The organism is Persicobacter sp. CCB-QB2 (assembly GCF_001274635.1).
Lineage (GTDB): Bacteria > Bacteroidota > Bacteroidia > Cytophagales > Cyclobacteriaceae > Persicobacter > Persicobacter diffluens.
The window spans coordinates 2,415,922-2,442,402 of sequence record NZ_LBGV01000001.1 but is presented as its reverse complement, the minus strand read 5'-3'; the positions used below and the strand labels follow the sequence as shown (position 1 = coordinate 2,442,402).

Below are 26,481 nucleotides of genomic sequence, written 5' to 3'. Positions count from 1 at the left end.
AAAAAGGGGCTTAAGGTGAGCTACTTAATTTGGTGTTAAAATGCAAAAAGGAATCTGTAATAGGATGGTAAGCCTGTGGGTTTAAAGAAAACGGTACTTTAAAGTCAGTGCAAAGGCTTATGCTGTTGTCATAATTAATCGCCCCTCTCTACGCACCTTTCGGTCTACATAATGTCCACGAATAAATCCCACCGCTATCCCTACAGGAAGGGCGATCAACAAAAAGGCAAGCTTACCGCTTAACAGCAATCCGACAAAGCCCAAGGGTAAACCAATCAATCCGCAACAGGTGCCGGAGTACAGGTTTTGGTGATAGTCCTCGGTGTAGAGTTTCATTTCTTTCTTAGCCAGGCGGGTCAATTGGCGGTAGCTTTTGTTAATCTTACGGCAGAGTCCTTTATCCTGATCATCCAATTGATTCAGTAGTTCAACATGCCTGTTCATCTCCTGAATAATCAGATCACTCGGTGTTCTTCTCAGAAGCTGTTCAATAAGGATCGCCAGTTTGAAAATAGCCTTCTGATAACTGCGATCAGTTTTAAGGCTTGGGCGGTCTTTAAGTGTCATATTTCGTTCAATGAGTTTTGGACCGGTAAGTTAGACATAAAATGCGAAATTTTTGTGCGCCTTATTTTATTAAATAATTGTCTTCTCCTGAAAGCCAGAAGCTGTATGGATAATAGTGCAAAAAAGGAGAAAAACCCTTGTTGTGAAATTGTTGAATTTCAAAAATCGCCTCAAATAAAGCGGGAAGAATTATGAGCCTTTTAAGTGTTGTTTAAATGCTTGTTAAAGATGTGCTTAGGGGGGCAAATAATTGCTATAAATTTTGATGTATTAGCTCCTTTTTCTCTTATTGTTCCGTTAAATTCCCAACGAAATTGGTTCATAGTGGATATGATCGAAAGAAGGAAAGCTTTGTGTAATAGAAGGGGAGGAATCAATTCCAGGTACTAAAATAATTATAGCCATGAGTACCCCAAAAAGAAAAACTTTTGAAGTAACCGCACCACTGAGTGTGAGATTATATGCGGAAAGTGCTATTCTCAATCAGGAGGATTGGCGTCTTTTCGAACAATGGACGAGATCTTTAGCAGAAATGGGAGTAGACGCGGTCGTTGTGCCCATTTCCTGGGCCACCGTAGAGCCGGAAGCCAATGTGGATTTAAGAGATCCCGATTCTGATATCGCCTTTAACTGGTCCTATTATCTGAAGATTGCCGAAATCCTGAAGGATAACCGGATAGGCTTTGTGCCGGAGTTCAGCTTTCACTTTCAGGCTGCCAATCCGGAAGATGTGGAGAACTTTGCCTACATGCAGCCCATACCGGAATGGGTGTGGGGGTATTTGCTTACCCGTGAGCCGGGCTTGCAGCGTCTTAGTGATTTGAAGTATGTGTCCGAAACCGGAGATTCTTCCTTTGAAATGTTGTCGCTTTGGGTGGATGACTATGCCCTGCCCCTATACCGTAATGTGATGAAAAGCTTCCGGGAAACTTTTCGGCCACTGGGGATCAATATTCCCAAAATCATGGTCGGAATGGGACCTAATGGGGAGCTGCGCTACCCCAGCTTCAACTTCCACGACTGGGGTGCTTACCCTAATCGCGGCACTCTTCAATGTTATTCTCAACCGGCCTATCGAAGCTGGCAGTCCTGGTTATTGGAGAATTATGGCACTTTGGAAGCCGTAAATCAAGCCTACGGTACAGAATGGGAGAATTGGGCTGCGGTGAAGTTGCCCTGCCCGGAGCATGATATTTTTGAGGGCAAGCAATATATTGAAACCCAGTTTGGTCGTGATTTTAGCAGCTGGTATAATGGAGAGCTGATTAATCATGGTAGAAAAATGCTGGAGATGACTTTCGATGTCTTCCGTCATGAACCCTTCAATAAAGCCAAGGTCGGTTTCCGTCTGCCTGCAGTGCATTGGAAGATTAGTGACCTCAGCATGCCAAGGGTAGCCGAGGTAACCGCGGGTATTATCGCTTCTCATGCAGCACTGGATATTGGTGATCAGCGTGAATATTACCGAACACTGGAAGGTATAGTGCCCGAGCGTTTCAGGAATCAAACGGTGGTGCACATTACATGCGTAGAAAAAGAAAATAAAGATTATAAAGGATTCTCCCGTGCGGAAGATCTTAGCCGTTGGGTGGCAGAGGCTACTCATCGTCTGGGAATGCGCGTGGTGGCCGAGAACGGCACCAAAGGTGGGCTGTTTGATAATGTAGGCTGGAATCAGCTAGAGAAGGCCATGTTTGGTACTGCCGAATATGACGGGCTGAATGTAATCTCCCTGCGCAGCATTTTTGAAAACGAACTGGCCAACAGTCGCCTGCATCGCATGCTGGAGCAGGCCAGAAGCCAAAAGGCTTTTTCTCCTGTGAAGCGGAAGTCTTTCCGGGTGATGGGGCCCTTGCATTTATCTGCAGCCAATGATCGCCGCATGATCCAGCGTGATAACTGGCAGGAGTTTGATCGACAACTTCGTCTGATGAAGGATGCTGGAGTGGAAGCTGTTTCCATCGACGTTTGGTGGGGATTGGTACAGCAGCAGGGAGCGCACCATTTTGATTGGAGTTATTATGACAAAGTGGTGCAACTTATTCGCCTTAATGGGCTGGACTGGGTGCCGATTCTCTCCTTCCATCAGGCAGGAGGTAATGTGAATGATGACTTTACCCAGTGGACGCCGGTCTGGTTGTGGGGAGAGTTGTTGCAAAAGAACCCGGAATTGTCTCTTTCGGATATTCAGTATGTCAGTGAGTCCGGCGCTGTTTCGGTGGAGTATGTGTCCCTGTGGGCGGATGAATATGTTATGCCCTATTACCAGAACTTCATGGCAGCTTTCCGCGAGCGCTTTAAGGCTTATGAAGACATGACCGCGGAGATCAACATCAGCTGCGGGCCTGCAGGAGAGCTGCGTTATCCTTCTTATAATTCCCATGACTGGGGAGATTATCCTAACCGCGGAACCCTGCAGTGTTACAGTCGTCTGGCGGTGGAGGATTATCGCCGCTATCTGGAGAAACAATATAGCAATATTCAGGAGCTGAATACCCATTGGGATACCAAGCTGCTGGGCTTTGAAGAGGTTGTAATGCCTAAAGATCCGGATGCTTTTTTTGAGGAACAACAGTACTTCAAGACCGTTGCCGGTCGTGATTTGATCAATTGGTACCACAGTTCTTTATTGTTGCACGGTCGGAGAATTTTAAAGATGGCCCTGGACGTCTTTTCCGGGGAACACTTTGGTTTAACTCCACTTGGTTTCAAAATTGCCGGAGTGCACTGGAATATTTCCAACCCACAAATGCCTCGCGTCTCTGAGGTGACCGCCGGCCTGGTGAATGCACATCCCCATATGAACAGTAGCAATCAGCGGGAGTACCTGGAGATGCTTAACATCTTAATTGATAAGGAAGATCGGGATCGTCTGGTGGTTCACTTCACCTGTCTGGAGAAATTCAATAAAGACCATGAAGGCTTCTCCCGAGCAGAAGACCTGGTAACCTGGGTGGCCGATGCTGCCGGAGAATTGAAAATTAATCTGGCCGGCGAGAATGCCACCACCTATGAACTCTCCACCGGGGAAGGCTGGTCGCAAATGGAACGCGCCCTGACCCGAACCAATGGCTATGATGGACTGACCATTCTTCGGATTAAGAACCTGCTGGATACCGAATACGGCTTCAGTAGATTTAAAGAGCTGATCCGTAAGCTGGGATAAAAAAAGGAATAAAATGTAAGCGCTCCGGTAACATAGGCTTATCGGAGCTTTTTTTTAGGGGCAGCCCTCCTGACGTCGGTCGGGCTTTCGGGAGTCGCTTTTTTTGCGAGCCGCTACGCCTTTAGGCTGCAAAAAAGAGCTTCGCAATCCCTCTATCCCTCTGCCGAATTGACGTCCTTGCATGGGCCTGTGGTAGGCGGGAGGTAGCCCGAATGAGGCAGGCTTTAAGCCGGATTGTGAAGGCTAAAAGCCTCCTTTAGCGGCAATGCAGGAAAAAGGAAGGATTCGTTTCCTAATTCAATTTTTTCCAAGGAAGCAGATGATTGAGGAGAAAGCAAGTCTAACGAAATTGGCTAAACCAATTTTAACGAGCTGAAAATGGAGTTGCTTAAGGCAATTACCTGAATCTACGGTGTATAATTCGACTTAAATCCTCCTTTAACTGCGAATTGAGATAGTGAATGAATAGTCCATTATTTCGAGTTTATCCCAAGGAGAAAATGAATGAGGAGAAAGCAAGTCTAACCAAATTTAGGCTATTTGAAATTCAGTTATTACGTGCTTATTACTCTTTTGGTCTGGCGATGCGTGTTGGTTCAACAGAAGGAGGGCAAATTGGGGGGCGAAGGGCAATGGAGGAGAAAGCAGAAAAGCTTTGTTGGGGGAATCCTCCCCCAATGAAATTATTTGGTAACAGTAGTGGTCGTTGGGGTGTAGATCCCAAAGGTAATCCCGCCGATCAGCCCGTTTACAAAGGTTTGCCGGGTCTTGATGGTGTAATGCTCTGCTCCTCCCGACATGGCTTTGGAATCTGAGACTCCCACAGGGGCAAGACCGTAAATGAGGTAATGGTTCCATTCCGTGGTTTCCTGATTTCCCTGTGCACCCTGTCCCACAATGGAGGTGTAGGTATAGCAGGAGGACAAGCAGAGGGTGCAGGCAAAGGCGATAAATAAGGTCTTCATGTACTTCATGGTCAATTATTTGGTGGTTAGAGAAGGGGCATTTTTTTATTTAAACAAAAAAAGCCCTGTTTTATCTTAAAAAACAGGGCTTTGTAAAGTATGTTTATGGATTATACCGGTTTCTCTTCCTTTTTAACAATAGCCGATACGATAGCTCCAATGATGAAGTAGAAGATTATTCCTCCGGCAGCTCCTTTTAATAAGGTAACAGCGTAACCAGCGGGGTCTTTCATTTTTTCCATTTCAATGATGGCCTCATCAATGGCAGCCTCAGGTGTGCCAAATCCTTCCAACATACCGATGGTATCCTGAATTTGACGATCTACACTACCCGGATCTATGAACATGACATAAATGTAAGAGAAAACGGTTGAGATCACCGTGCTGATGACCGCCATAATGGCCATAATCGCAAAGACATCTCCAAACTTAGCCATTCCTCCATTTGCTTTTTTATAGGCCTTTGCCCCCATTACAAAGAATACAATGGTAATGATCAGGCCCGCAATTCCAACGCCAAATTTAGGCATCATTCCGGAAATGTTTTGGCTCACTACGCCAAGGATAATACCGAAGATGGAAAGCATTATTCCATACCGAACCCCTAACTCCTGCTTCAGTTTTGGGTTTACCTGGGCAGTTTCTTGATTTTCAACAGTCATCATAGTTAAAAATTTATTGATTTATTTCTTTCTGAGTAGGAAAGATACAAAAATAGATAAAAATAAACCAATAATAAGATTCGTCCAAAGGTAATTATTGATGGCCAGATTCAGGGCACCAAAGCTTTTGATCTGCTCGATTTTTTCTTGTGCAAAGCCTTCAACCCCAGCATAATCATTGATCTGTTCCATATTGGTGGAGGCCACCATCAAGCGGGCCTCTTTCTCCATTTGGAGGACCTGATCGTTATATTCAAAAAGCAAATAAAGGGTTAGTGAGCTGCCTACTGCAATCAGGCAGTAAGTGATGAAGCCTACTGCTCCTCCCTGCCAGAAGTGTAGCTTTTTTCCCTGCTGACTTCGCAGTTCAAAGGCTGCCCCAAAGATGAAAGCAAAAAGCATGATTGCATGCAATGGTACCGGTAGCGCCATGGGGGGATTTTGAAAAACAAAAGCCAGGGCAATATAAGAAGTGGCAAATACCAAGGCCCCGACTGCTCCATAGCGAAGGCCGGTTTGAATAAGTGGTTGGTTCATTGATTGTCTGTTGATAAAAATAAAAATACCGGCTCAGGTAAAGCCGGTATTTTGGGAAATAAAAATGTTAATATTCAATATGGTACTGACCGTTATTGAAAGTGGCCTTCACACGGCCGGTCAGTTCCTGTCCCCAATAGGGGTTATTTTCTGATTTTGATTGGTTAGTGCTGGCATCTAAAGTCCATTTATTTTCCGGATCAAAAAGGGTGAGGTTCGCCTGCACCCCTTCCGCAATGCTAGGCACCTCCATTCGTAATAATTCACGTGGGGCGATGGTCAGTTTTTCCAGCCAAAGTTCCATTTCTAATCCGGAATTTAGCAGGCTGTGCAATAAGGTTTGCTGTCCTGCGATGCCGGCATCCGCCAAATCAAATTCGAGTTGCTTGCATTCCTGATCTTGTGGTTGGTGAGCAGAAACTACCGCATCGATGGTTCCGTCTTTCAGTCCTGCGATCAGGGCTTCCTGATGTTCCTTGGAACGGAAAGGAGGGAATACCTTTAGGTTGGTATCAAAGGTGTGCAGATCTTCATCGGTGAAACACAACTGGTGGGCAGCAATGTCGCAGCTTACCTTTAAGCCCTGTGCTTTGGCTTCCCGAATTTTGGCTACGGCCTCTTTGGTGGATATGTTGGAAAGGTGGATTTTACCACCTGCATATTCTAATAATTTCAGATCACGGATCACCATCAGCTCTTCGGCCATGGAAGGAATCCCTTTCATGCCTAAAATAGTGCTCTCCACGCCTTCATGCATTAAGCCAAACATCGACATCCATCGATCTTCCGGGCGGTTCATCAAAATACCATCAAACTTTTGTAGGTATTGCAGACTCTTTAAAAGAATATCACTATTGTAGAGCGGTTTGTTCCCCTGAGAGAAACCTACAGCTCCCGCTTCATGCAAATCATTGATCTCGGTGAAGTCTTCTCCTTTCAATCCCTTGGTTAAAGCACCCAGGGCGTGTAATTGAACCAATGCAGTGCGGTTGCCGGACTGAATATAGCGGATATCATTTTTAGTCTGAATAACCGGTTCGGTTTCCGGTACCAATGCGACCTCAGTAAATCCGGAAGCTTGTGCCACCGCTCTACCGGAATACAAATCCTCTTTATGCTCTAGTCCCGGGTCACAATAGTTGGCCTGAAGGTCAAACCAACCAATGGTCAGGATCATCCCCTGAGCGTCAATGGTTTCATCAGCCTGAAGGGATTGCTGAGATATTTGGGCGATTTTTCCCTGATCATCTACCAAAACATTAGCCGTCTGGCCATGAAAGGAGGAGCCGGCATCCATAATCCGGGCATTTTGAATGAGGATACTCATTGGTATTCGTTTTTCTTTTTTCGAAAAATGTTTTTCAGCTGTTGAAGGCTAAAGGTACCGTTTTTTTCGAAAGAATGAGGTTTTCAAAAAATCGGGCTATTTCCAATAGCGTATCAGTAAGCTTTCAAAAAACAAAAATAATAAAGCTAAGGCAATGAAGTATACCCAAAGCGCTTTTCCTCGATAATTTTCATCTAATCTTGCTTCCAGCTGCTGTTCATTTTCTACGGAAATGATCTCAACTCCCTGATTTTGAGCCCAGGTGGAAAGGTCTTCCGCTGAAATAGATTTTAGTAAAGATTCTTCCTGTGGATAATTAAATGCCAGGCTGCTGACCGTTTGCTGCTTTTCATTGACCAGCTCATAAAAACCGGTACCCAAAGCAAAGCGTGGAAGCTCCATGATCAGGCGGTTGCCCATCCATTGCTGTGCAGGAATCACCTCCTGCTCTTCATTTTTTAGCCTTAGGAGCTCCTGATTGTAGCTTTCCAAACCCCTAAGTTGAATATTGGCGTCTCGTAGGGAATAGTACAGTTTAGTACTTCCTTGTCGGCTCTCATTGGCCAGCTTATACATCACCGGAACGAATAGCGCCTGTAAATGAAAATCAGAATAAGCGGCATCGATTGGGCTGGCCAAGGCGGTCAATTTTCCTGAACCCTGAATCTGGGACGCCAGAAAGGCATCTCCGGTAGAGAATTTTAAATGGGTCTCGGGAGTTTTCATTGGGGCCACTACGGTTTGAGCAGAGAACATCCGGAAATTTTTCTGCTGTCTTTCAAAGACATTTTCAAAAAACGGATCATTAAGGTCTACCGCTTGAAGAGGCATTTTTTTGATTTTATCCACCGGGATAACGGTCACGAATGGCGCTAATCGTTTATAAGTGTTCGCTGCGGCTGTTTCCGAAGGAATAATCAATAAGTGGCCCCCTTTATCCACCCATTGTTGTAAAAAGCTTTCTAAAGAAGGGCTGATGTTGACCACGGCATTCAGCACAATGAAATTAGATTTTTCCAGTCTGGCATAATCCAGGGCGGTGGTTTTCATGCTTTCAAATTTGAAAAGGTCCTCATTTCCGAAAACACGCTCAATGGCTTGGGAGGCCTGATTTTCATAAATTTCCACGGTTTCCACCGGAGGAGATGGCTGCAGCACCAGATAGCGCTCATTATCAAAAGAGACGGGGAATTCCTCAATCATTACCTTCACTTTGGCCGGCGCCACCTGCATCGGCATATCAAAGGTGACGAGTTGTTGTTCTCCGGCCTGTAGGTCAATGACGGTGGCCGAGGACTGAATATCATTGATGAGCATCTTAACCGGAAGGTCATTATAATTTTCCTGCCCTGCATGTTTAAGGCTAATGGTAAGCTGATTCTTTTGCTCGGGCAGGTAATAGGGAGTGTTCAAAAACACCGAATCAATTAAAATATTTTCCACCTCCGGGCTGGTCACCGGTACAAGTTTTAATTGAATCAGGGAGTCCAGTTGCAGGGCCGCCAGATTTCCCGCAGTGGATTCCTGAAAGTCGGACACCCAGTAAAAGTCAGCCTCCGGTTTTTCATCATTCCATTCTGTTTTTTGGCGTTGGTAAATTTCCGTGAAGGATCTTTCAATGGCCGAATGCCTGACTTCCGTTAATTTCTCATCCAGTTGTTCTGCCGAGCGATTGACTCTTGCTTCGGGGCTGAAGTCATTGGTTAATAGCTGGAATTTTGTTCCCTGAGGGTACATTTTCAAAATCCGCTCCACATAGGCAACGCCCATGTCCAAAGCGGTGGTATTATCATCCACCTTATTACTCATGCTCATGGAATTGTCCAGATAAATGTAGACCATCCGGCTATTGAGCATTTCCTCTTTGGCCGGAAGCATGGGTTGGGTAAAAGCGATCACCAAAGCAGCCAGGGCCAGCATCCGGGAGGCCATGATCAGCAAATACTTTAATTTATTTTGACTATGGGTGACTTTTTTAGCCTGTGAAAGGAAGCGGGTATTGGTAAAATATACTTTTTTGGCCTTCCGGAAATTAAACAGGTGTATCAGGATAGGGATGGCGAGTAAACCGAGGCCAAATAGCATGTATGGAAATAGCATAATCATGGATTGATGGTGAGCTTGGACGAGCACAAAAAATGCAAAACATTAAATAAATGCACTAATGCGACCAAAATAGCAATAATTTGCGATGAGTAAACAGAATATTCAGTATAAAAAAATCTCTAATTAATCATCCCTTATTAATTCTTTGACTGCCTGCAGCAAGATTTGGTTACGTTCTAAGGAAAGATTGTCATCAATGGACTGATGATCTGATAAAGAAGTTTGGAAAGATAGTAATGGAAGGGAAGAGAAGTTTGTGTTTGCACTTTTTCGATGAATTTGCCAATGGAAAAAAGGGAAATCAAATTGTTGCCGGCTTTGGGAAAAGGTGATCGGGACATCGCTAATGGTTAACAGAATAACGCCTGCTGTATTCTTGAGTAACCACTCTTCATGATATTGTAAAAACTGTTCCAGCTGAAGATGTGATCCAAATCTACGTTGGAGCAGGGCATCAGCTCCCAGCAAAAACTCCTCCTGTAAATTCGCCAGCATACTTTGGGTGGATTGTTTTTGGTAGGAAGCACTTATCCATAAGGTGGGCAGCAAACCTGCTTTTTCATCCTGCCGATATGCTTTAGGGCTTTTGCTTAACATTCCCCGGGTATATTCATGTAGCTTTTTTTCAAGGACCTGATCTTCCGCCCTGGCATTTGGGCTCATCCATGATTTCAAAGAAGGGACATTCTGAAGCAGGAAATTAAACATTATCGGGTTAAAAATCTCCCTTTCCAAATCGGTCCGATAAGCCCTTTGGCTCAGGTTAAGGTTGTATCCTGACTGTTTTCGGTGAAATAGTTCTCGGTAGTAAGCGGCGCCCAGTAGGCCGCTGCCTTGTCCGCTAATGGCAAAGGTATGGTTTAATATGGAGTACTGCCGATTTTGATCCAAAGCCTGCAGCGCACTGAAAGTCCACACAATACTGGATTGCCCCTGTCCCTCACATTGTATCAGTAAAATATAAGGAGGCGTTTTCTGAAATTTGGATCTCCATTTGATCAGGCGGATTCGTTCTTCATTTTGTTGAGCGGTGGTGATGCTGTAGTTATTGTGATGTAAAGGGGAAGGGGGGCGTTGATTGTACAGCAATACAGTAAACAGTAGGAGCAATATCGAGGATGCCCTGCGGCCTAACCAGTAGGTGATCGCGGCAAAAAGCAATATGGCCATGGCCATCAGAAAAAGCATGCCTGTGGCAGCAGGTAGATGGAATTTACTGTCCAGAGGTAATTGAATGCTAGCCTGAATGATTAGCAATATGAATAGGGCTAAGAGGAGCAGGTTGAGCTGATAGTTCGACAATTTTTGGCTTTTGAAGGATGGCTCTTCCCAACCCGATTCATCCAGGTACGACTTTTGGAGGCGCAGGTTGAAATACCAGCTGACGGCAAGGGGATGCCTCTTTTGGCCTTGCTCCTTGGTGTTTGAAGAGTTTTGCTTTTTTATTGAATACAGTGGCTTTGATATTGAACGATGTTTAATAGGATTGATTATAGGATTCTCAGCAAGCACATACAGTACTGCCTGGGTCAGGATGGCAAAGCAGGGAAGTAATAGGATGCTGACTAAAGCGGATAATGGAAGTGCCCTCAGGTGAGTAAACAGTATAATAACATGCGTACCGATTAACAGTACCGGGAGGAGGGCGTTATTAAGCGAAAACAGACTGAGCGGTCTTTTTTGATTAAAAATGGAGGGAAGTCGATCGCTGAGAAGTACAAATAAACTCACTTGCCAGGCGGTGATCAGGCAGCCCCAGCCAATGCCGAGAAAGATGAAACTCCAACCATTAATTTGACCTTTAAAAAAAGGTTCCCACAGGAAGATGCCCATTTCTCCACCAGTGGCCATGGGGAGAAGTAAAGCTCCAAACACCAAAATAATAGGCAGGTAAAAGAGTGGATACCGAAGGAAGCTTTGCCATAAAAGGCTCAATGGTAAACTAAGGGGTGTTTTGGGGGACATATACAGGAAAGTAGTCTATAATATTCATACTCTTGTGGTAACGGAAAGGGTACGGAATTTCACCCGAATTCTCGTTTCAAATTTCGATTCCTAATCCAAGTAATTGATTGGCAGGTTATTAGGTTGTTGTTTTTTCAGGGGTGTTTAAGTTTTGGAAGTCTGTCAGCTTTTTCATTTGAGTAGGGGAGAGTCTGCCAAACTCCGGGGCTATTCCACCCTAATTGAATTTCAACCCCAATTATTTACCGCTTGATTTATTGGCTTGTCGCAAAAGCCAAAAAAATCAAAGGGTTGTGGTTAGTTTTGCTGTTTTTTTAAAGTTCAAATGGGGGGCGCTTGCTTTCCTCTTACTTAATCCGCTTCCTTGGGGGAAACTTGAAATAAGGAAAATTCATTTATTTCCCGTCATGCACTTAAGGAGGGTTTAAGCCGGATTCTAATGAAACAGATGAATGAGGAGAAAGCAAGCTTACTCGACTTGGGGCTAATATAAATTAATGAAATCAAATTATTATAAACTGAAAATAAGCCCCTTGTGCTTAGTTGATGAATTTAGTGCTGAATAATTCGGCTTAAGATTAATTCGGGACAATATTCCAGCCTGATGTAATGATTGAAATTTTTATAATAAAAAAAAAGCAGGTGTTTTCTTCCTGCTTCTTCCTTCACTTATTGCCTTATGCCTTACGCTTTTAGTGCTTTTTGCATCAGTTGAATCATCATGCCATCTTTTAGCCCTACTTGAGGAACCAGAATTTTGGAAGATTCACATATGGCCATTACCCCCAAATAAATGTCCGCCGCCGGAACAATTACATCCGCCCGATCCTCGTTCAACTTGAGTTTGTGAATACGGTCCTCAATCGACATGTCATTCAGATAGTCACGGGTAGCTTTCAAATCTCCCCGGCCAAGGGTAAAGGCGACATCCGGTGTGGCCAGCTGAAAAAGTTTATTGATGTTACCGCCTGTTCCCAAAGCTGCAATAGGGCCATATTTGGGGTTTAGATGGTGAGAAATCCAATGTCGGATTTCTTTCCAAACTGGGTCGTCCTTTTCCTTGACTCTAACGGAGCCAATTTGGAAAGATTTGGAGGCCCGTTTTTTCCCGTTTCGGTGAATATTTAATTCCGTGGAACCTCCTCCAACGTCTATGTGTATAAATGATTCGTCATCAATGAAATCTGCAAGGGCTAAGTCCGTAATTTCGGCCTCTTTTTTTCCATCAATTACTTCCACTAAAATGCCGGTTTCTTTTTCAATGGCCTCAATGATTTCAGGACCGTTATGGGCTTCACGGGAAGCAGAAGTGGCGTAGGCCATCATATAATCCACCTCATGCAGCTCCACCATTAATTTAAAGCATTGCATGAGCTTGAGGTATTTGTTTTTACGCTCCTCCCTTATTTCACCATAGTTGAAAACGTCTTTTCCCAGGCGAAGTGGATATCGGATGTATTCGATTTTTTTGAGAGTGGGGGAATCTGGGGCTCCTAAAATGGCGCTGATCTGGATTCTTGCTGCATTAGATCCAATATCAATGGCTGCAAGCTTGATGCGTTTTTGACCCATAAAAAAGTTTGTGTTGTTCTGGGGATCAAAATTATTGATTTTTTTGAAATCTTTTGTGGCATTGATAGACATTTGATGGCCTTCATTCCTGGAAATTTGATCAAGCCTTTAATTTTTTATGAAATTATTGCCGTGTACCTTCCGAAAAGGATAGGCCTTTTGCTAACTTTGTTTGCAATAGAATTGATTTTAAGCTGGATATGAATAAAAGAATGGCGGCGGTTGCTGCTTTGATGATTTTTTGGCAGGGGGTGATGGCCGACAATGTAAAGAAAGTCTATAAAGCCATCGAGAAAAAGGAATATGCAAAGGCGGAAGCTTGGTTAAAAGATGATATGCAATTGGATTCTTTGGCGCCAGCGGTCAATCTGGCCTACAGTGAATTGTACTTACAGCTCGAGTATGAGAAATATAATATAGATTCGGCGCACCAAAGAATACTGGCGGCTCAGCAAGGATATCACAATATAGATGATGAGCGGGTGCTGGATCGTTTGGAAAAAGCCAGTGTTAATCAGGCGGTGCTGGATCAACAAGAAAGAAGAATTGATTCTCTGGCCTTTGATCTGACGCAAAAGATGGCGGCATTGGATCGCTACAATTATTTTATTGCGCAGTATCCTGAAGCCCCACAACATGCCCAAGCCATTTCTGAGCGAAATCAGATCGCTTTTGATCAGGCAGTGGATAAAGGGACCTTTCTTTCTTATTTTCAATTTATGCAGCGCTATCCGAAGGCAGATCAGTATGAGGCTGCTCAGGAAAAATACGATGCCCTTTTGTTTGAGGCCAAAACCAAGAATGGAAAGCTGAAGAGCTTTATGAGCTTTCTGGAGGAGTATCCGGATTCTCCTTTCCGCGGACAGGCAGAAATTCAGATTTTTGATTTTATCGCTTCGGATAATTCCGAAAAGCCATTATTATGGTTTTTGCAGGAATATAGTCAAACGAGCGCTGCCGCACCTATTGCGATGGGTTACCTATATTATTGGTATAAAGAGCAGGGAAATCTGGATAACTTTTTTGAAAGGTTTGCTAATGTTTCAAAGATTGACAGTCTGCAGCATTTTTCCAATATATCCGAAGGAAGTTGGGTGCCATTTTATGAGGATGGGGAATTTTTCTTCATTGATCAGAATGGGGAGGAGGCCATGCCCAATAGGTTTGATCAGGTGGCCAGAGATTATAAATGTGACCCTGTAGCGGAGGATGTGTTGTTAGTCATAGAGGATCAACAACCAAAATTATTAGCAAGAGATGGCCATTTGGTTTTCCAGGGGAAAATCAACGAAGCTTATGATTTAGGCTATGGCGTGATGGAAATCATCAATGAAGGGCTGCATGGGCTGGTGCATAAAACCGGCAAGGTACTGGCAGCGCCGCAGTATGAGGAGATTAGAAGACTCTCGCCTTCTTTCTTTGCGGTAAGAAAGAAGAAATATTGGGGCGTGGTTTCTGCGACGGGGCGTTTGGCATTGAAGCCGGAATACGATGAAATAGAGCAGGAAGGCGATTTTTATATTTTCCGAAAGGGCAAGAAATATGGCATCACCAACAAGCAGCAATTGGTAAAGGGTGCGGATAATTCTTCGGTACCTCTTTTCTTCAATTATGATGATTATGAAGTGGTGGGGCAGGATCATGTCATTGCCATGGTGGGGAATCAGGAGTCCCTTTTTAATAATAAAATGGAAGAGATCATTCCTTTGGGCAACCATGTGATCAATTCCGCTGGCCCCAATTGGGTTAGCAGAACTTCAGATTATCTGATGTTTGACCCCTTGGGTAAAATGAAATATGAGATCGCCTTTGATGCCATTGCATACAATGATAAATGGTGGGCCGCCGAAAAGGATGGCTGGTCTTTTCAGGGTTGGGAAGCAGACCATCTGCCACAATTTGATTATGATTCGGTGGCATTCCTGGGTAAAGAGTTTGCTTATGTGAAATCCGAAGACTCCACGACGGTTTATTTCTCTTCAGGAAATTATAAAAATCTGGACAAGGACTATAAGTGTAGAATTGTCAAGTCCGGTTTTGGTAAAGATGCCGTGGAATATCTGGCTCTGATTGAAGGGAAAAACTGGAAGGTGTTACTGGATGGTAAGGGAGAAGAGGTGATAAAAGGTAGTTTTAAGGAGATTGTACCGCTGGATACTTCCATGTTTGTAGTGGAGGCCAATGGCAAAAAGGGCTTGATGAGCCGGGGAAGCAAGCAGGAGCTTAAAATGCTCTATCAGGGTATTGCAGATTTCCATGATGGTTATGTTAGCTTATTGCTCAATGGAAAGTTTGGTATTTATAACCCTTATAATGCCTTATATATCCGTCCTCAGTTTACGACTAAACTTAACCCGATCAATGACCAGATGCTGATCGCCGATAAGGCCGGGAAGCTCGGGATGGTGGATGAAAAAGGGAAAACTCTGGTTAACTTTCAGTATGACCGGATTGAAAACTGGAATGATTCCCTGGTGCTGGCCAGAAAAGAAAAGCAGTGGGAAATTTTGGCTGTGGAGAACAAGGAGGTCGTTTTTGATGAGATTGAGCGTTATTTGCCAGTGAATCCTCAGGAAAAAGGCGGCGACCTGATTGTGGTGGTGAACGGCAAGGAAGGTTTGTTCAGTCTGGAAAAGGGGGTGAAAATAAAGCCTACCCTGGATCGCCTGATAAATGTCGGGACTCCGGCGAAACCACTGTATAAAGGAGAAAAGTATATTGCGGAGGCTGATTTGTACCTGTGGGTTTATTATGATGAGGAGGGTAATCGACTAAGACAGCAAACTTTTAATGCCGAGGAGTTTGAGAATGTAGATTGCATGGAGCTGTAAAAGCTTCGGAGCTTTTCTGGTTCATGTGATTCGGTTACCAATAATGCCCTACGATGAATCAAAAAAAAGGACGTCCTAATCAAAGGGCGTCCTTTTTTAATACTTTAAGGAATGGATTAAAAGGCTGCAAGTGCCTTTTCAAGGTCGTCAATCAATTTTTTAGCTACCTGACGAGGTTTTTCTTTTTTGTAAGCTAATAGTGCTTTCAATGTTTTTTCGCCAAATTCTACTAATCCTTCCGGATTCTTATCGTAGTTGTAGCTTCCGATTACCCATGCCAACTTCTCTCTAAGTTCCGCATGAGGTTCCAGGTCCAATTTTTCTAGTTTGGTTAAAGCATTTGAACATGCTTTCTCTAGTGCTTCAGATTTTGGATCTACTACTGTCACAGTTTCTGCCATATTTTTGGTGAGTTAATAATAGTCCTAATGAATTAGGGGGTTAAAGAAATGCGAGATAAATAGTACGATAATTATAAAAATCATCCTTTACTGTATGCTCGCAGTTTTAAAGTAGGGATAAGAGTTTGTTTTTGAAAGGATTAAGTGTAAAAAAATCAATTTGATGAAGGTTGCTAATAAGTGTTTTTTAGTATTTATTCTCTTTTTTTTTAAATATTGTTACAGTGTATCAGGCTTTCTATTTTGATTATCTCAAAACACATTTTGATTCTGGCTGGTAAATTGGAAATATCATGAAAAGAGATTTTTTTATCAAAAAGCAGCTCGCGTAATTTTTTTTGGCTTTTTGCTTTTTTTTGGACGATTAAAAGCGTGCTTCCTTATTTCTGTCATGGCTTCGAGCAGTGGCTTTTCCCTACGATTCCTTTGTTTTTTTACGCGCTTCTTGTGATGAAAAAGCGACTTTGGCTGCTATTGGCTTTTCCATCGGATTCTGTGAAATTTTGCCACTTTTTCGTTTAGGTTTACGTAGTTTTAGATACATTTACCAGTATTGAACTTACAATTGATGTCTAAACAAATGAATATAGAGCAGGAAATCAACCAAAAGGCATTTGCTAATCCCAGAGAAAAGGTGGTGGTGAACCTGTTATTTTCCGCTGGCTGGTTAAGCGGCTTGCAGAATCAGGTCATGAAGCAATTTGATATTTCTATTCAACAGTTTAACATCCTTCGAATTTTGCGGGGGTATATCCGGAAAGCGTTGCGCTAAAGGTTTTAACCTCAAGAATGATTGACCGAATGTCCAATACCAGCAGGCTGGTGGAGAAATTACGCGCAAAGGACTGCCTGGAGCGGGCGATTTGTCCTGATAACCGGCGGCAGGTGGAGATACGCATTACTGAAAAAGGCCTGAAGCTGGTGGAAGATGCGAGTGAAGCACTGAAGGAAAAGGCGTATTTTATGGAAAATTTAAGTCCGGAGGATGCGGAAACTCTGAGTAATTTATTAGATAAAATGCGGGGTTAGGCAGAATAATTTCTAGCTAGGGGCGAAGATGCTATTATTTCCGACTGAATTGCTTTACTTTTGTATTTTAGAGTCAATAATTCTACTTTTCAATCAAAAAAAGTAGTTTTTATTATCTTTTTCTAAGAAGTGTAAAAGTTGATACAATCGCTTTAATAATATGAATTATGAGCATTTAGCGGTCGGGCTTCGAAACCGAGCCGCCAAATATAAAGAAAGAATCGCTTACTATTACCAACCCTATGAGGGGAAGGAATGGTTGCCGAGCAGCTGGTCGGAGTTTGCCCAAAACATCGATTTGGTAGCGAGTGCGCTGTTGGGTTTTGGTTTGCAGGAAGAGGAAAAAGTAGGGATATTTTCTCAAAATACACCGGAATGGACCATTTCCGATTATGCGGTCATGTCTCTTCGTGGAGTTGTTGTTCCTATTTATGCTACCAATACCGTCGGTCAGGTAGAATACATATTAAATGATGCGCAGGTTCGCATTCTATTTGTGGGCGGGCAGGATCAGTACGATAAGGCCATTACTTTATTGGGGAACCACCCGACTTTAAAGCAAATTATTGTTTTTGATCCTACGGTAGATATTAGTGGGCAAAAAGACGTCATGTATTTTTCTGATCTGTTGAAACTTGGAGCGGAGGAAAATCGCACTTTGATGATACAGGATCGTTTGGCGAAAGCGAAGTTGGAGGATCTGGCGACCATTATCTATACTTCCGGAACTACCGGAGAGCCTAAAGGGGTAATGCTGGATCATAGTAATTTTGCTTTTACGAATGAAATTCATGACCTCCGCATATCCGTTAGTGAAGAAGATACTTCTCTTTGTTTCCTGCCATTGAGTCATGTTTTTGAAAGAGCATGGACCTACTATGTTTTTTACAAAGGAATGACCAACTACTATCTGCGCGATACCGCTACGGTGGCAGATGCTCTGAAGGAAGTGAAGCCATCAGTGCTTTGTTCGGTGCCTCGTTTATATGAAAAGATTTACGGTACCATTTATTCCAAGCTAGAGGAGGCTCCAAAGGCCAAGCAAAAGCTTTTCAACTGGGCAGTGGGAGTAGGGAAAAAGGTGATGAACCGCCGAAGAGTAGAGCGATTTGTACCACCACACTGGAAGATTCAGCATGCTATCGCCGATAAATTGGTGCTTTCCAAAATTCGGGAGAATCTTGGGGGTAATATTCGAATGATGCCCTGCGGTGGTGGAAAGCTATCAGACAATATTGTGGAATTTTTCCATTCAGTAGGCTTAGTTGTGAAGATTGGTTACGGAATGACGGAGACTACTGCCTCTGTGACTTGTTTTGAAGATACTCATTTCGATGTACGTTCTGCCGGAAAGACCATGCCTAAGGTGGAAATCCGGATGGGAGCCAAGAATGAAATTCTGGTCAAAGGTGGTAATGTCATGAAGGGATATTACAACAAGCCGGAGGCTACAGCAGAAGTATTGAAAGACGGCTGGCTACATACCGGTGATGCCGGACGATTTGATTCCCACGGGAATTTGGTCTTTGAAGAAAGATTAAAAGACCTGATGAAGACTTCAGGTGGTAAATATATTGCTCCGCAAATGATCGAAACGCAGGTCGGAAAAGACCAGTTCATTGAACAAATCGCCGTGATCGGGGATGAGAAGAAATACGTGACGGCACTGATTGTTCCGGCTTTTGATACCCTGGCAGAGTGGGCGAAAAAGCGTAATCTGGAGTTTTCTAACGTGAGAGAAATGATTGAGGACAGCGCAGTGGCGGAGTTTTTCAATGAGCGTGTGGAAATGCTTCAGAAGAATCTGGCGCGTTTTGAGCAAATCAAGAAGTTTAAATTATTGCCGAATCAGTTCACGCAAGAAAATGGGGAGCTGACACCTACCATGAAAATTAAGCGTAAGGTGATCAACGATAAGTATAAAAAAGAAATTGATGAAATGTATGAGGAAGGAGACAAGCCTCAGCATAAGGCGAGCTAATCTTTATCAATTTCAGGACAAAAAAAGCGGAACTTTCAAGGGTTCCGCTTTTTTTTATGGCATTTTATTCCTGAATAAAGGTAGGGAAGGGTTGCCCTTCCAGGGGTTCATTGGCTTCCAGGAATTCATTATAAGCAAAAGCGGCTTTATCATAATTGATCCGCTGGCTCAATACCTGATCATGTAAATCCTGTATGCCCTGAATTAATTCAGCCATCGCCGGGTAATGATCGAATTTTGGATTTTCTTTGCTGTAGTTGATCACGGCATAAATAACGCCCTGTTCCAGGCTATCGTAGGTGTCTACTTTATGAATATTAATGATTTCCTCCTGCTGATAGCGATCTTTTTTTAACTGTGCAATCTGCTCTTTTAGCTGCTGCACGGCCTGCGGGTCAAAAGCTTTGGTGTACTCCACTTCTTCCAGCAGTCGGCTCAAGTATCTGATTTTTTGATCATCCTCCGCGATCATGCTTTTCCAGCTGGAGTCCGCTGAGGCTTTTAATGTGCTGGCCTCCAGGGTTAATTGGTTTAATTCATTGTTTTGTTTTTTCTTCTTGCGGGTGTCACAGGCCGCAAAGGTGAAAATGGTTAAGAACACGATGAAAGTGCTCAGGGGGTATAGACCGAAACGAATTTTCATGAACAATTGATTTTGGTTTTCTTTTTGCAGCCATTTGTCGGGAAAGGCTCCAAATTTGTAATCTAAGGAGGGAAATTCAGTAATTTTGACAAAATATCCCAATATTTGTATTTAAATACCTATTAAAACATTCTATGCTTAATAAGAGTAATCTCAATTATCAAAATAGCCGCGAATACATCAATCGCCTCAATATGATGCTGTATATGCTACTGGCGGTACCTTTGGCGATCTTCGTGTATGTCTATCTTCAGAAACAGAATAATACCTTTACCCCACTTTTGGAATTCTCTGAAAATGTGCTGGCAATAGTACGAGGCGCTTTTGGTTTGCTGGTGTTTACCACCATCTTTTTCGCCTATAAAGCTTATCGTGCGGTAAAGAAAAATGCATTAGAGGAGGAAGTTTTAAGAGATAAGCTGAATATCCTTTACGGAGGCTTTCAGAGAAAGTTGCTGTGGCTCTCCGTGGGTAATTGGGCGGCCGCAATCGGTGTTTTGCTTACCGCTGATGCTTTTTTCTTTGGGCTGTTTTGTGTGACGCTGATTGTTTTTTCATTTAATAATCCCACGCTGCATAAAGTAGCAAAAGACTTATTATTAAATAAGGAGGAAGGCTGGAGAGTCCTGAAAGGAGAGGAAATTGATTAATCCATGAATAAAAAAAACCGTGTTGCAGCTGGCATCACGGTTTTTTTGTGCTGAGAAGGAGAGTGCTAGTATGTTGCTTTGTAATCTACCTGGATATCCATCTTCTGACTACCGCCAGCTTCAATAGATACCGGATTGATTACGCCTTCTCCATTCATAATATTTCCGAAAAAACCCTCTTCTTCCTTTACTAAAACGGAAAATTGACCTGCTGGCAGGCTGCCTTTGAAATGGCCGTTTTTATCTGACTTAATGGTCGCTACCGCTTTGGCTTCGGTTAAATTGAACAGCCCCAGCGCGTTTCTTTCAATTTCTGAGGATTTAACCGGTTCGAAGAAATACAGCGTTCTTTCCACACCCTGGGGAGCTTTCGGCTCTGCTCCAATCATTGGCATATGATTACCTTCTTTCCAGTATATGTTGCCTTCAATTGTTCCCATACTTTCCTGCGCAGGGGACTTGCATCCTATTGCCCAAAAAAGGGAAGCTAACAGGAATACCCACTGATTCTTGCTCATATTAGATTAGTATTTGTTTAAATTTGGGGTAATTTAGAAAAAGACTGCCATTGTTTTTAGGTTAGGCTGGAAATTAAAGCCCTTATGTTCAATTTTTTCATGCTCCAGTACTGATTTTTTAAATGAATTAGGCATATTGAAAAAATTACTTTTTGAATATTTACTCAGAATGCGGACATTTGCACCTTGGAAAAAATGGCTCATGCTAAACAGAGCCTTTTATAATTATATGCAAGATCTAGAAGGATTTAAATCTTTTTTGAGTAGCCCAAAGAAAGGGGTCATTATACCACACGCTAAACCGGACGGTGATGCTCTAGGCTCATGTCTGGCGTGGTACCATTTCCTTTTGAAAAAAGGGCATGAAGTAAAAGTGATATCACCGACGGATTATCCGGCTTTTTTGAAATGGATGAAAGGGCAGGACGAGGTTTTGGTTTATGAGGACGGTGGTGAAGCAGAAGCGGAAAAATTAGTGAAGGAAGCAGAAGTGGTGTACTGTTTGGATTTCAATGATCTTAAGCGTATCAATGGCTTAGGAGAATTGGTGGAAAAATGTACCGCTAAGAAGGTCATGGTGGATCACCATCAGGAACCTACGGATTTTGCTGATTTCACTTTTTCAGACACGCGTTATGCAGCCACCTGCGAAATGATCTATGAATTGATCGTGGAGCTGGACGGGCGCGATTTGGTGGATCAGGATATGGCGGAAGAGCTTTATGCGGGCATCATGACCGATACCGGAGGCTTTAAGCATTCCAATACCACTAAGAAAACCCATACCATTACGGCGGATTTGATCGATTTGAAGGCGGATACGGCCAAAATCGGGAAATATATTTACGATGCTAATTCACTGGATCGCCTGCGCTTTCTGGGTTTTGCCCTGAGCCAGCGCTTGCAGGTTTTGCCGGAATACCGAACTGCTTTTTTCGCCATTACGGCGGAGGATTTGAAGAAGTTCAATGAGCAAACCGGAGATACAGAGGGTTTCGTGAATTATGCTTTGTCCATGCGGGAGATTGTTTTTGCCGCTATGATCATCCAGCGTAAGGACGGGATCAAAATGTCGTTCCGATCAAAAGGAACTTTTGATGCCAGTGTTTTTGCCAAAGCGAATTTCAATGGAGGCGGGCATAAAAATGCTGCCGGTGGAATTAGTGATTTGGAGGATATTGAAGGAACCGTAGAGAAATTCACCAATTTATTACCTGCCTATAAGGAAGAATTACTCAATGCAAATTAACTTTTTGGCTTCGGGCCAGTGATTTGTTTTCCGGTCTGTTTCGGGTCGGATATTATTGTTTATATTTGAGATAGTTATTAAACGTTAATTTTTAGGATGAAAAAAGTTATGAAACCTTTCGCGCTTCTTTTTATGGGTGGTGCATTGTTGCTATCCTCTTGCGGAGGTAATAGTGGTAAAGTAGTGACCTTGGAGTCTGGTACTAAGTACACTCTTTTTGAAGACGGAAAAGGTAAGAAAATTTCTGAAGGGGAATTCTTCGCCATTGAAAGCGAATTGCGTGATTCAAATGATTCTGTTTGGCAAGAGAAAAGCCCAATGCCGGGTATTTTCAAAATGGACAGCATCATGTTGGCACAAGCGGGTGACAACCCGGTAGTTCAGGTAATTACTAAATTGAGTGAAGGTGATTCAGCTGTGGTTGAAGTGGCGGATTCATTGGTAATTCCAACGCCTTACCAGGCAAGATACCCTCAGTTGGCGAATATCAGCCATTTCAATAATCACCTGAAAGTGATTGGTCACTTCAAATCAGAAGAGGAAGTTCGTCAGTACCAGGAAGGTTTGATGGCTGACTTGAAAAAGCAGGAAGAAGAAGAAGCGAAAGCTTTGGTGGCTAAGGATGCGGAAGAAATTGAAGCATACCTGAAAGAAAATGGTATTGAGGCCGAGAAAACTGAGTCTGGTCTTTACTATGTGATCACTGAAAAAGGTGATGGTACTCAGGCTGCTGCTGGTGATAAAGTTCGTGTGAACTATGCAGGTCGTACTTTGAAAGGGGTTTGGTTTGATACTTCTATTGAGTCAGTAGCGAAAGAGCAAGACTTGTATATGGAAGGTCGTCCTTACGGTCCATTCGAATTTACTTTGGGTCGCGGAATGGTGATCAAAGGTTGGGACGAAGGTATCGCATTATTGCCTGCAGGTTCTAAAGCGACTTTGTTCATCCCTTCTGCAATGGCTTATGGTCCACGTGCAATGGGTGATAAAATTGCAGCAAACTCTATCTTGATTTTCGATGTAGAGTTGGTTGAAGTAGAGAAACCAGAGAATATGTAATCAGCTGAAAGGCAATCATAGAGAGAAAAAAAGCGAGTCGGTTATCGGCTCGCTTTTTCTTTTTTATGAGGGGGAATTAAGCCGGATGACGCATGATTAATCTGAATGATTTCTGCATAAGCCGGATTATTCATACCTAAATCTTCGTTCATCGGCAAGGAGGGAAAAATGATGGAATTATGATCTCTATTTCACTTTTTTCCAAGGAAGCAGATAAATCGGAGGAAAGTAAGCTTACCAGGGCTTTTTCATAAAAAAGCTAGATCAGCCATTCAGCGCCTTATATTGAATAATCAATCGTTTCTTTTTCATTTTTTCTTGATAAAAAACGAAACAAAAAAATCAAGGCTGTGATCAATGTCGGCGGGACAAAGAACCTGCTGACGGAATCCATCAAGGCGACATTTGTAGAGGCCGCGAGACTGGTAAAGTATTGCAGAAATGTCGCTGTGATGCCCTCTGCTCGCCAGCAGAACCTTTGTCTATCCGCCTATTGATCAAGGCCGGAGGGTTGATGTGGAAGATTTTATACCATAATATCCATACTGTAAAAGGTAGTAAGCTAAGCCGAATTATTCACCGCTATATTTATCAATCAACCGTAAGCGACTTATTTTCAATTCCTCAAAGTTTATTTTCTTTGAATTATGATAGCCCAAATTGGGGCAGTAAAAAATCAGTAATGTCCGCAGTGCGTTGAGATATAGTTAGTTTACTTCGTAAATCGGCGCGGAATTCAAATTTTCAGCCGGGAGGTGTGCTAATGAACACGCTCTAATCATTGCGTTCCATCAAAATCACAATGGATCGGGGCAATAATTCATAGGTAAGTGCCTTGATTTTTTCCTGATTCACCCGCGGATCGATAATGTCCTTCCCCAGGCCAAGAGCAGTGTCTACCACCCGGAACCAGGCTTTTCCTTTTTTATGGAAGGGTACTTCAAAGGTCAGTGGTTCCCAAAAGAAATTCATCATCACATGCAGGCGCTCTCCATGGGCTTCATCCACTAGTTCGAAGGAGAGGGTACGTACATAATCCTCCCAATCCGGTTCATTTCTTTTCACGCCATGCCAGATGTTGTAGGCTTGCTCCATGGTGGGCTGGTCGTGTAAAACAAATTCCTGTCGGAAAAGGGAAAGGGTTTGGGAAAACTTAATTATGTGACGGGTGAAGTCATAAATCTCCTGATTGACCTCCTTCAGGTTCCAGTCAAACCAGCCTATTTCGTTATCCTGGCAATAGGCATTGTTATTTCCCTGTTGGGTTCTTCTCACCTCATCTCCCATTAAGATCATAGGAGTACCCTGAGAGATCATGGTAATGGTCATCAGGTTTTTGATCTGGCGAATCCGTAGCGCTTCTACCTCCTCTTTGGTGGTTGGGCCTTCTACTCCGCAGTTCCAGGAATAGTTTTCATTCATTCCGTCCCGGTTGGATTCCCCATTTGCACGATTATGTTTCTCATTATAGGAGACCAAATCATTCAATGTGAAGCCGTCATGACAGGTGACGAAGTGAATCGAACGACAGACTTCCCGTCCATCTTCGGTATATACATCCGGGCTGCCGAGAATTCTGCTGGCTACGTTACTGACCATCTTGGCTTCCCCACGGACAAATTTCCGAATATCATCGCGGTAAACGCCATTCCATTCCGCCCAGCGGTCTCCGGTGAAGCTGCCCACCTGATAAAGTCCGCCGGCATCCCAGGCTTCGGCAATAATTTTGGTACCGGCCAATACCGGATCCGATTCGATTTCCCAAATAATCGGCGGGTTTTGAATAGGATGCCCGTTTTCATCTCTGGAAAGTACGGAGGCCAAATCAAAGCGGAAGCCGTCAATGTGCATTTCTGTGACCCAATAGCGCAGAGAATCCCGAATCATCCTCCGAACGATGGAGTGGTTGGCATTCAGGGTATTGCCACAGCCGGTAAAGTCCAGTTCTTTTGAGCGGTCATGCGGGTTAAGCATATAATAGGAAAGGTTGTCAAATCCACGGAAGGAAATATTGGGACCCTCTCCGCTGGACTCTGCCGAATGGTTAAATACCACATCCAGAATCACTTCAATGCCCGCCTTATGGAATGCTTTGACCATATCTTTGAATTCTTTCACCATTTCTACCGGATCCTCACTCATGGCATACTGAGGGTGAGGGCTGAAGAAGTTAATTGGGCTGTAGCCCCAATAATTGCTTCGGGGTTCCGGGATATCCTGCCAGTCAAAAAAGTGAATCGGCATGAGTTCCACAGCCGTTATGCCCAGTTCTTTCAGGTGAGGAATTTTCTCAATCACCCCACGATACGTACCCCGCATGTCTTCAGATAAGCCCGAAGAGGAATGCTTGGTAAAGCCTTTCACATGCATTTCATAAATGACCGAGGTCTCGTACTTACGGTTGATATGACGATCGCCCTCCCAATCATAATCTTTATCGTCAATCACTACTGATTTGATCGCATGCGCAATATTGTCTTCATGACCAAAGGCTTTTTTTCGGTCATATAGCTTGGCGCTGACGGCCTTCGCATAGGGATCCACCAAGACCTTTTTGCCCTCATATCTTTTACCTACCCAGGGCGCGTAATTTCCATGGGCACGGTAAGCATATAGCTGTCCGGCCCTGAGCCCTTCCACCTCAATGTGCCAGTAATAAAAGGTTTTGTTAATTTGCTTATCGAGTAAAATAGAAGTGGAAGCTTCCGTATCTTCTTCTTTATCAAACAGCAATAATTCTATTTGCTCCGCATTGGAGAATACAACGAAGTTGACGCCCTTTTTGGTAATGCTTGCGCCAATAGGGTAAGTGGCACCTGCATTACATTTGTATGGTTTAGATTTGGTGGATTTCATTTTGACCTGATTATGGAATGAACCAAAAATTAAAAAAGTACCATTCACTATCCAAACAATCCGATCGTTAAGGTTTTAATAATGATGAAAATCATTCCGGTAGGGGTGCCGAATTTTCATCCGAATGATGCTATTAGATTTGCTTTCATTTTTTAAGGCGTTGGCTTTGAGGGTGGTGTGGTGTTTTGTCGGGCTTTTTAATAGCCCAATTGGAGCAAGCTTGCTATTCCTCCTTCATTAGCATCATTGGAAAAACCCGAAACAGGGAAAACTCTCTTAGTTTTCCTGCCTTGTCGATAAAGAGGGATTTTAGCAGGTATTATTCTAGTTTAAAGAGGGCTGATTTTCCCAAAGATTATTTTGGTCTTGTTGCACTTTTGAACTTTTATTAGGGCGA

At 43.3% G+C, this 26,481-nt stretch carries 20 protein-coding genes; 8 read left to right on the top strand and 12 right to left on the bottom strand.

The genetic code is table 11. The features are described 5' to 3' along the window. Nucleotides 1–117 precede the first annotated feature (117 nt). Nucleotides 118–567, bottom strand: a complete 450-nt coding sequence (locus NG22_RS10835) for a hypothetical protein (protein ID WP_053405743.1) — start codon at nucleotides 565–567, stop codon at nucleotides 118–120. A 403-nt stretch (nucleotides 568–970) separates the two neighbouring features. Here NG22_RS10835 and NG22_RS10830 point away from each other — a divergent pair, with 403 nt between their 5' ends. Then, nucleotides 971–3,733 carry a family 14 glycosylhydrolase gene (locus tag NG22_RS10830; protein ID WP_053405742.1) on the top strand — a complete coding sequence of 921 codons (2,763 nt, stop codon included), beginning with the start codon at nucleotides 971–973 and terminating at the stop codon, nucleotides 3,731–3,733. Between the two features lie 683 nt (nucleotides 3,734–4,416). Here the strand turns inward: NG22_RS10830 and NG22_RS10825 are convergent. The 7 genes from NG22_RS10825 to NG22_RS10795 form a co-directional block, all read right to left on the bottom strand. After that, complete coding sequence (locus NG22_RS10825; RefSeq protein ID WP_053405741.1) at nucleotides 4,417–4,707, bottom strand: Bor family protein; 291 nt, start codon at nucleotides 4,705–4,707, stop codon at nucleotides 4,417–4,419. A gap of 101 nt (nucleotides 4,708–4,808) precedes the next feature. Further along, a complete protein-coding gene (locus tag NG22_RS10820; RefSeq protein WP_053405740.1) occupies nucleotides 4,809–5,363 on the bottom strand; it encodes a DUF4199 domain-containing protein in 555 nt (184 codons plus the stop codon). An 18-nt stretch (nucleotides 5,364–5,381) separates the two neighbouring features. Continuing rightward, nucleotides 5,382–5,897: a DUF4199 domain-containing protein gene (locus NG22_RS10815; protein WP_053405739.1), complete on the bottom strand. Its 516-nt coding sequence runs from the start codon at nucleotides 5,895–5,897 to the stop codon at nucleotides 5,382–5,384. Between the two features lie 67 nt (nucleotides 5,898–5,964). After that, on the bottom strand, nucleotides 5,965–7,224 hold the full coding sequence (locus NG22_RS10810; protein ID WP_053405738.1) for a dihydroorotase family protein: 1,260 nt from the start codon (nucleotides 7,222–7,224) through the stop codon (nucleotides 5,965–5,967). 96 nt (nucleotides 7,225–7,320) lie between these two features. After that, nucleotides 7,321–9,324, bottom strand: coding sequence for a BatA domain-containing protein (locus NG22_RS10805; protein ID WP_172674367.1), 2,004 nt, complete (start codon nucleotides 9,322–9,324; stop codon nucleotides 7,321–7,323). A 129-nt stretch (nucleotides 9,325–9,453) separates the two neighbouring features. Beyond that, on the bottom strand, nucleotides 9,454–11,295 hold the full coding sequence (locus tag NG22_RS10800) for a hypothetical protein (protein ID WP_157601011.1): 1,842 nt from the start codon (nucleotides 11,293–11,295) through the stop codon (nucleotides 9,454–9,456). A gap of 684 nt (nucleotides 11,296–11,979) precedes the next feature. Then, complete coding sequence (locus NG22_RS10795; RefSeq protein ID WP_253275678.1) at nucleotides 11,980–12,867, bottom strand: Ppx/GppA phosphatase family protein; 888 nt, start codon at nucleotides 12,865–12,867, stop codon at nucleotides 11,980–11,982. Nucleotides 12,868–13,067: 200 nt separating this feature from the next. Between NG22_RS10795 and NG22_RS10790 the strand changes: the two genes are divergently transcribed. Then, nucleotides 13,068–15,698 carry a WG repeat-containing protein gene (locus NG22_RS10790; protein WP_053405735.1) on the top strand — a complete coding sequence of 877 codons (2,631 nt, stop codon included), beginning with the start codon at nucleotides 13,068–13,070 and terminating at the stop codon, nucleotides 15,696–15,698. 116 nt (nucleotides 15,699–15,814) lie between these two features. On the opposite strand, the gene NG22_RS10785 is transcribed toward NG22_RS10790, so the two are convergent. Further along, entirely contained in the window at nucleotides 15,815–16,099 is a 285-nt protein-coding gene (locus NG22_RS10785; protein ID WP_053405734.1) for a hypothetical protein, read from the bottom strand. A gap of 568 nt (nucleotides 16,100–16,667) precedes the next feature. Between NG22_RS10785 and NG22_RS18035 the strand changes: the two genes are divergently transcribed. The 3 genes from NG22_RS18035 (at nucleotide 16,668) to NG22_RS10775 (ending at nucleotide 19,109) form a co-directional block, all read left to right on the top strand. Beyond that, nucleotides 16,668–16,871: a hypothetical protein gene (locus tag NG22_RS18035; RefSeq protein WP_216597619.1), complete on the top strand. Its 204-nt coding sequence runs from the start codon at nucleotides 16,668–16,670 to the stop codon at nucleotides 16,869–16,871. 17 nt (nucleotides 16,872–16,888) lie between these two features. After that, complete coding sequence (locus NG22_RS18030) at nucleotides 16,889–17,128, top strand: MarR family winged helix-turn-helix transcriptional regulator (protein WP_216597618.1); 240 nt, start codon at nucleotides 16,889–16,891, stop codon at nucleotides 17,126–17,128. 160 nt (nucleotides 17,129–17,288) lie between these two features. Beyond that, a complete protein-coding gene (locus NG22_RS10775) occupies nucleotides 17,289–19,109 on the top strand; it encodes a long-chain fatty acid--CoA ligase (RefSeq protein ID WP_053405733.1) in 1,821 nt (606 codons plus the stop codon). Nucleotides 19,110–19,173: 64 nt separating this feature from the next. Here NG22_RS10775 and NG22_RS10770 read toward each other — a convergent pair whose 3' ends face one another. Beyond that, nucleotides 19,174–19,752 (bottom strand): hypothetical protein, encoded by a 579-nt coding sequence (locus tag NG22_RS10770; RefSeq protein ID WP_157601009.1) that lies wholly within the window; start codon nucleotides 19,750–19,752, stop codon nucleotides 19,174–19,176. A 134-nt stretch (nucleotides 19,753–19,886) separates the two neighbouring features. On the opposite strand from NG22_RS10770, the gene NG22_RS10765 reads away from it, so the two are divergent. Beyond that, nucleotides 19,887–20,402 (top strand): hypothetical protein, encoded by a 516-nt coding sequence (locus tag NG22_RS10765; protein WP_053405731.1) that lies wholly within the window; start codon nucleotides 19,887–19,889, stop codon nucleotides 20,400–20,402. A 65-nt stretch (nucleotides 20,403–20,467) separates the two neighbouring features. On the opposite strand, the gene NG22_RS10760 is transcribed toward NG22_RS10765, so the two are convergent. Then, a complete protein-coding gene (locus tag NG22_RS10760) occupies nucleotides 20,468–20,920 on the bottom strand; it encodes a hypothetical protein (RefSeq protein ID WP_053405730.1) in 453 nt (150 codons plus the stop codon). A 229-nt stretch (nucleotides 20,921–21,149) separates the two neighbouring features. On the opposite strand from NG22_RS10760, the gene NG22_RS10755 reads away from it, so the two are divergent. Both NG22_RS10755 and NG22_RS10750 read left to right on the top strand, forming a co-directional pair. Continuing rightward, entirely contained in the window at nucleotides 21,150–22,169 is a 1,020-nt protein-coding gene (locus NG22_RS10755) for a bifunctional oligoribonuclease/PAP phosphatase NrnA (protein ID WP_053406931.1), read from the top strand. A 108-nt stretch (nucleotides 22,170–22,277) separates the two neighbouring features. Beyond that, nucleotides 22,278–23,228, top strand: coding sequence for an FKBP-type peptidyl-prolyl cis-trans isomerase (locus tag NG22_RS10750; RefSeq protein ID WP_172674366.1), 951 nt, complete (start codon nucleotides 22,278–22,280; stop codon nucleotides 23,226–23,228). A 774-nt stretch (nucleotides 23,229–24,002) separates the two neighbouring features. On the opposite strand, the gene glgX is transcribed toward NG22_RS10750, so the two are convergent. Further along, a complete protein-coding gene (gene glgX / locus NG22_RS10745; protein ID WP_053405728.1) occupies nucleotides 24,003–26,084 on the bottom strand; it encodes a glycogen debranching protein GlgX in 2,082 nt (693 codons plus the stop codon). Between the last annotated feature and the right edge of the window lie 397 nt (nucleotides 26,085–26,481).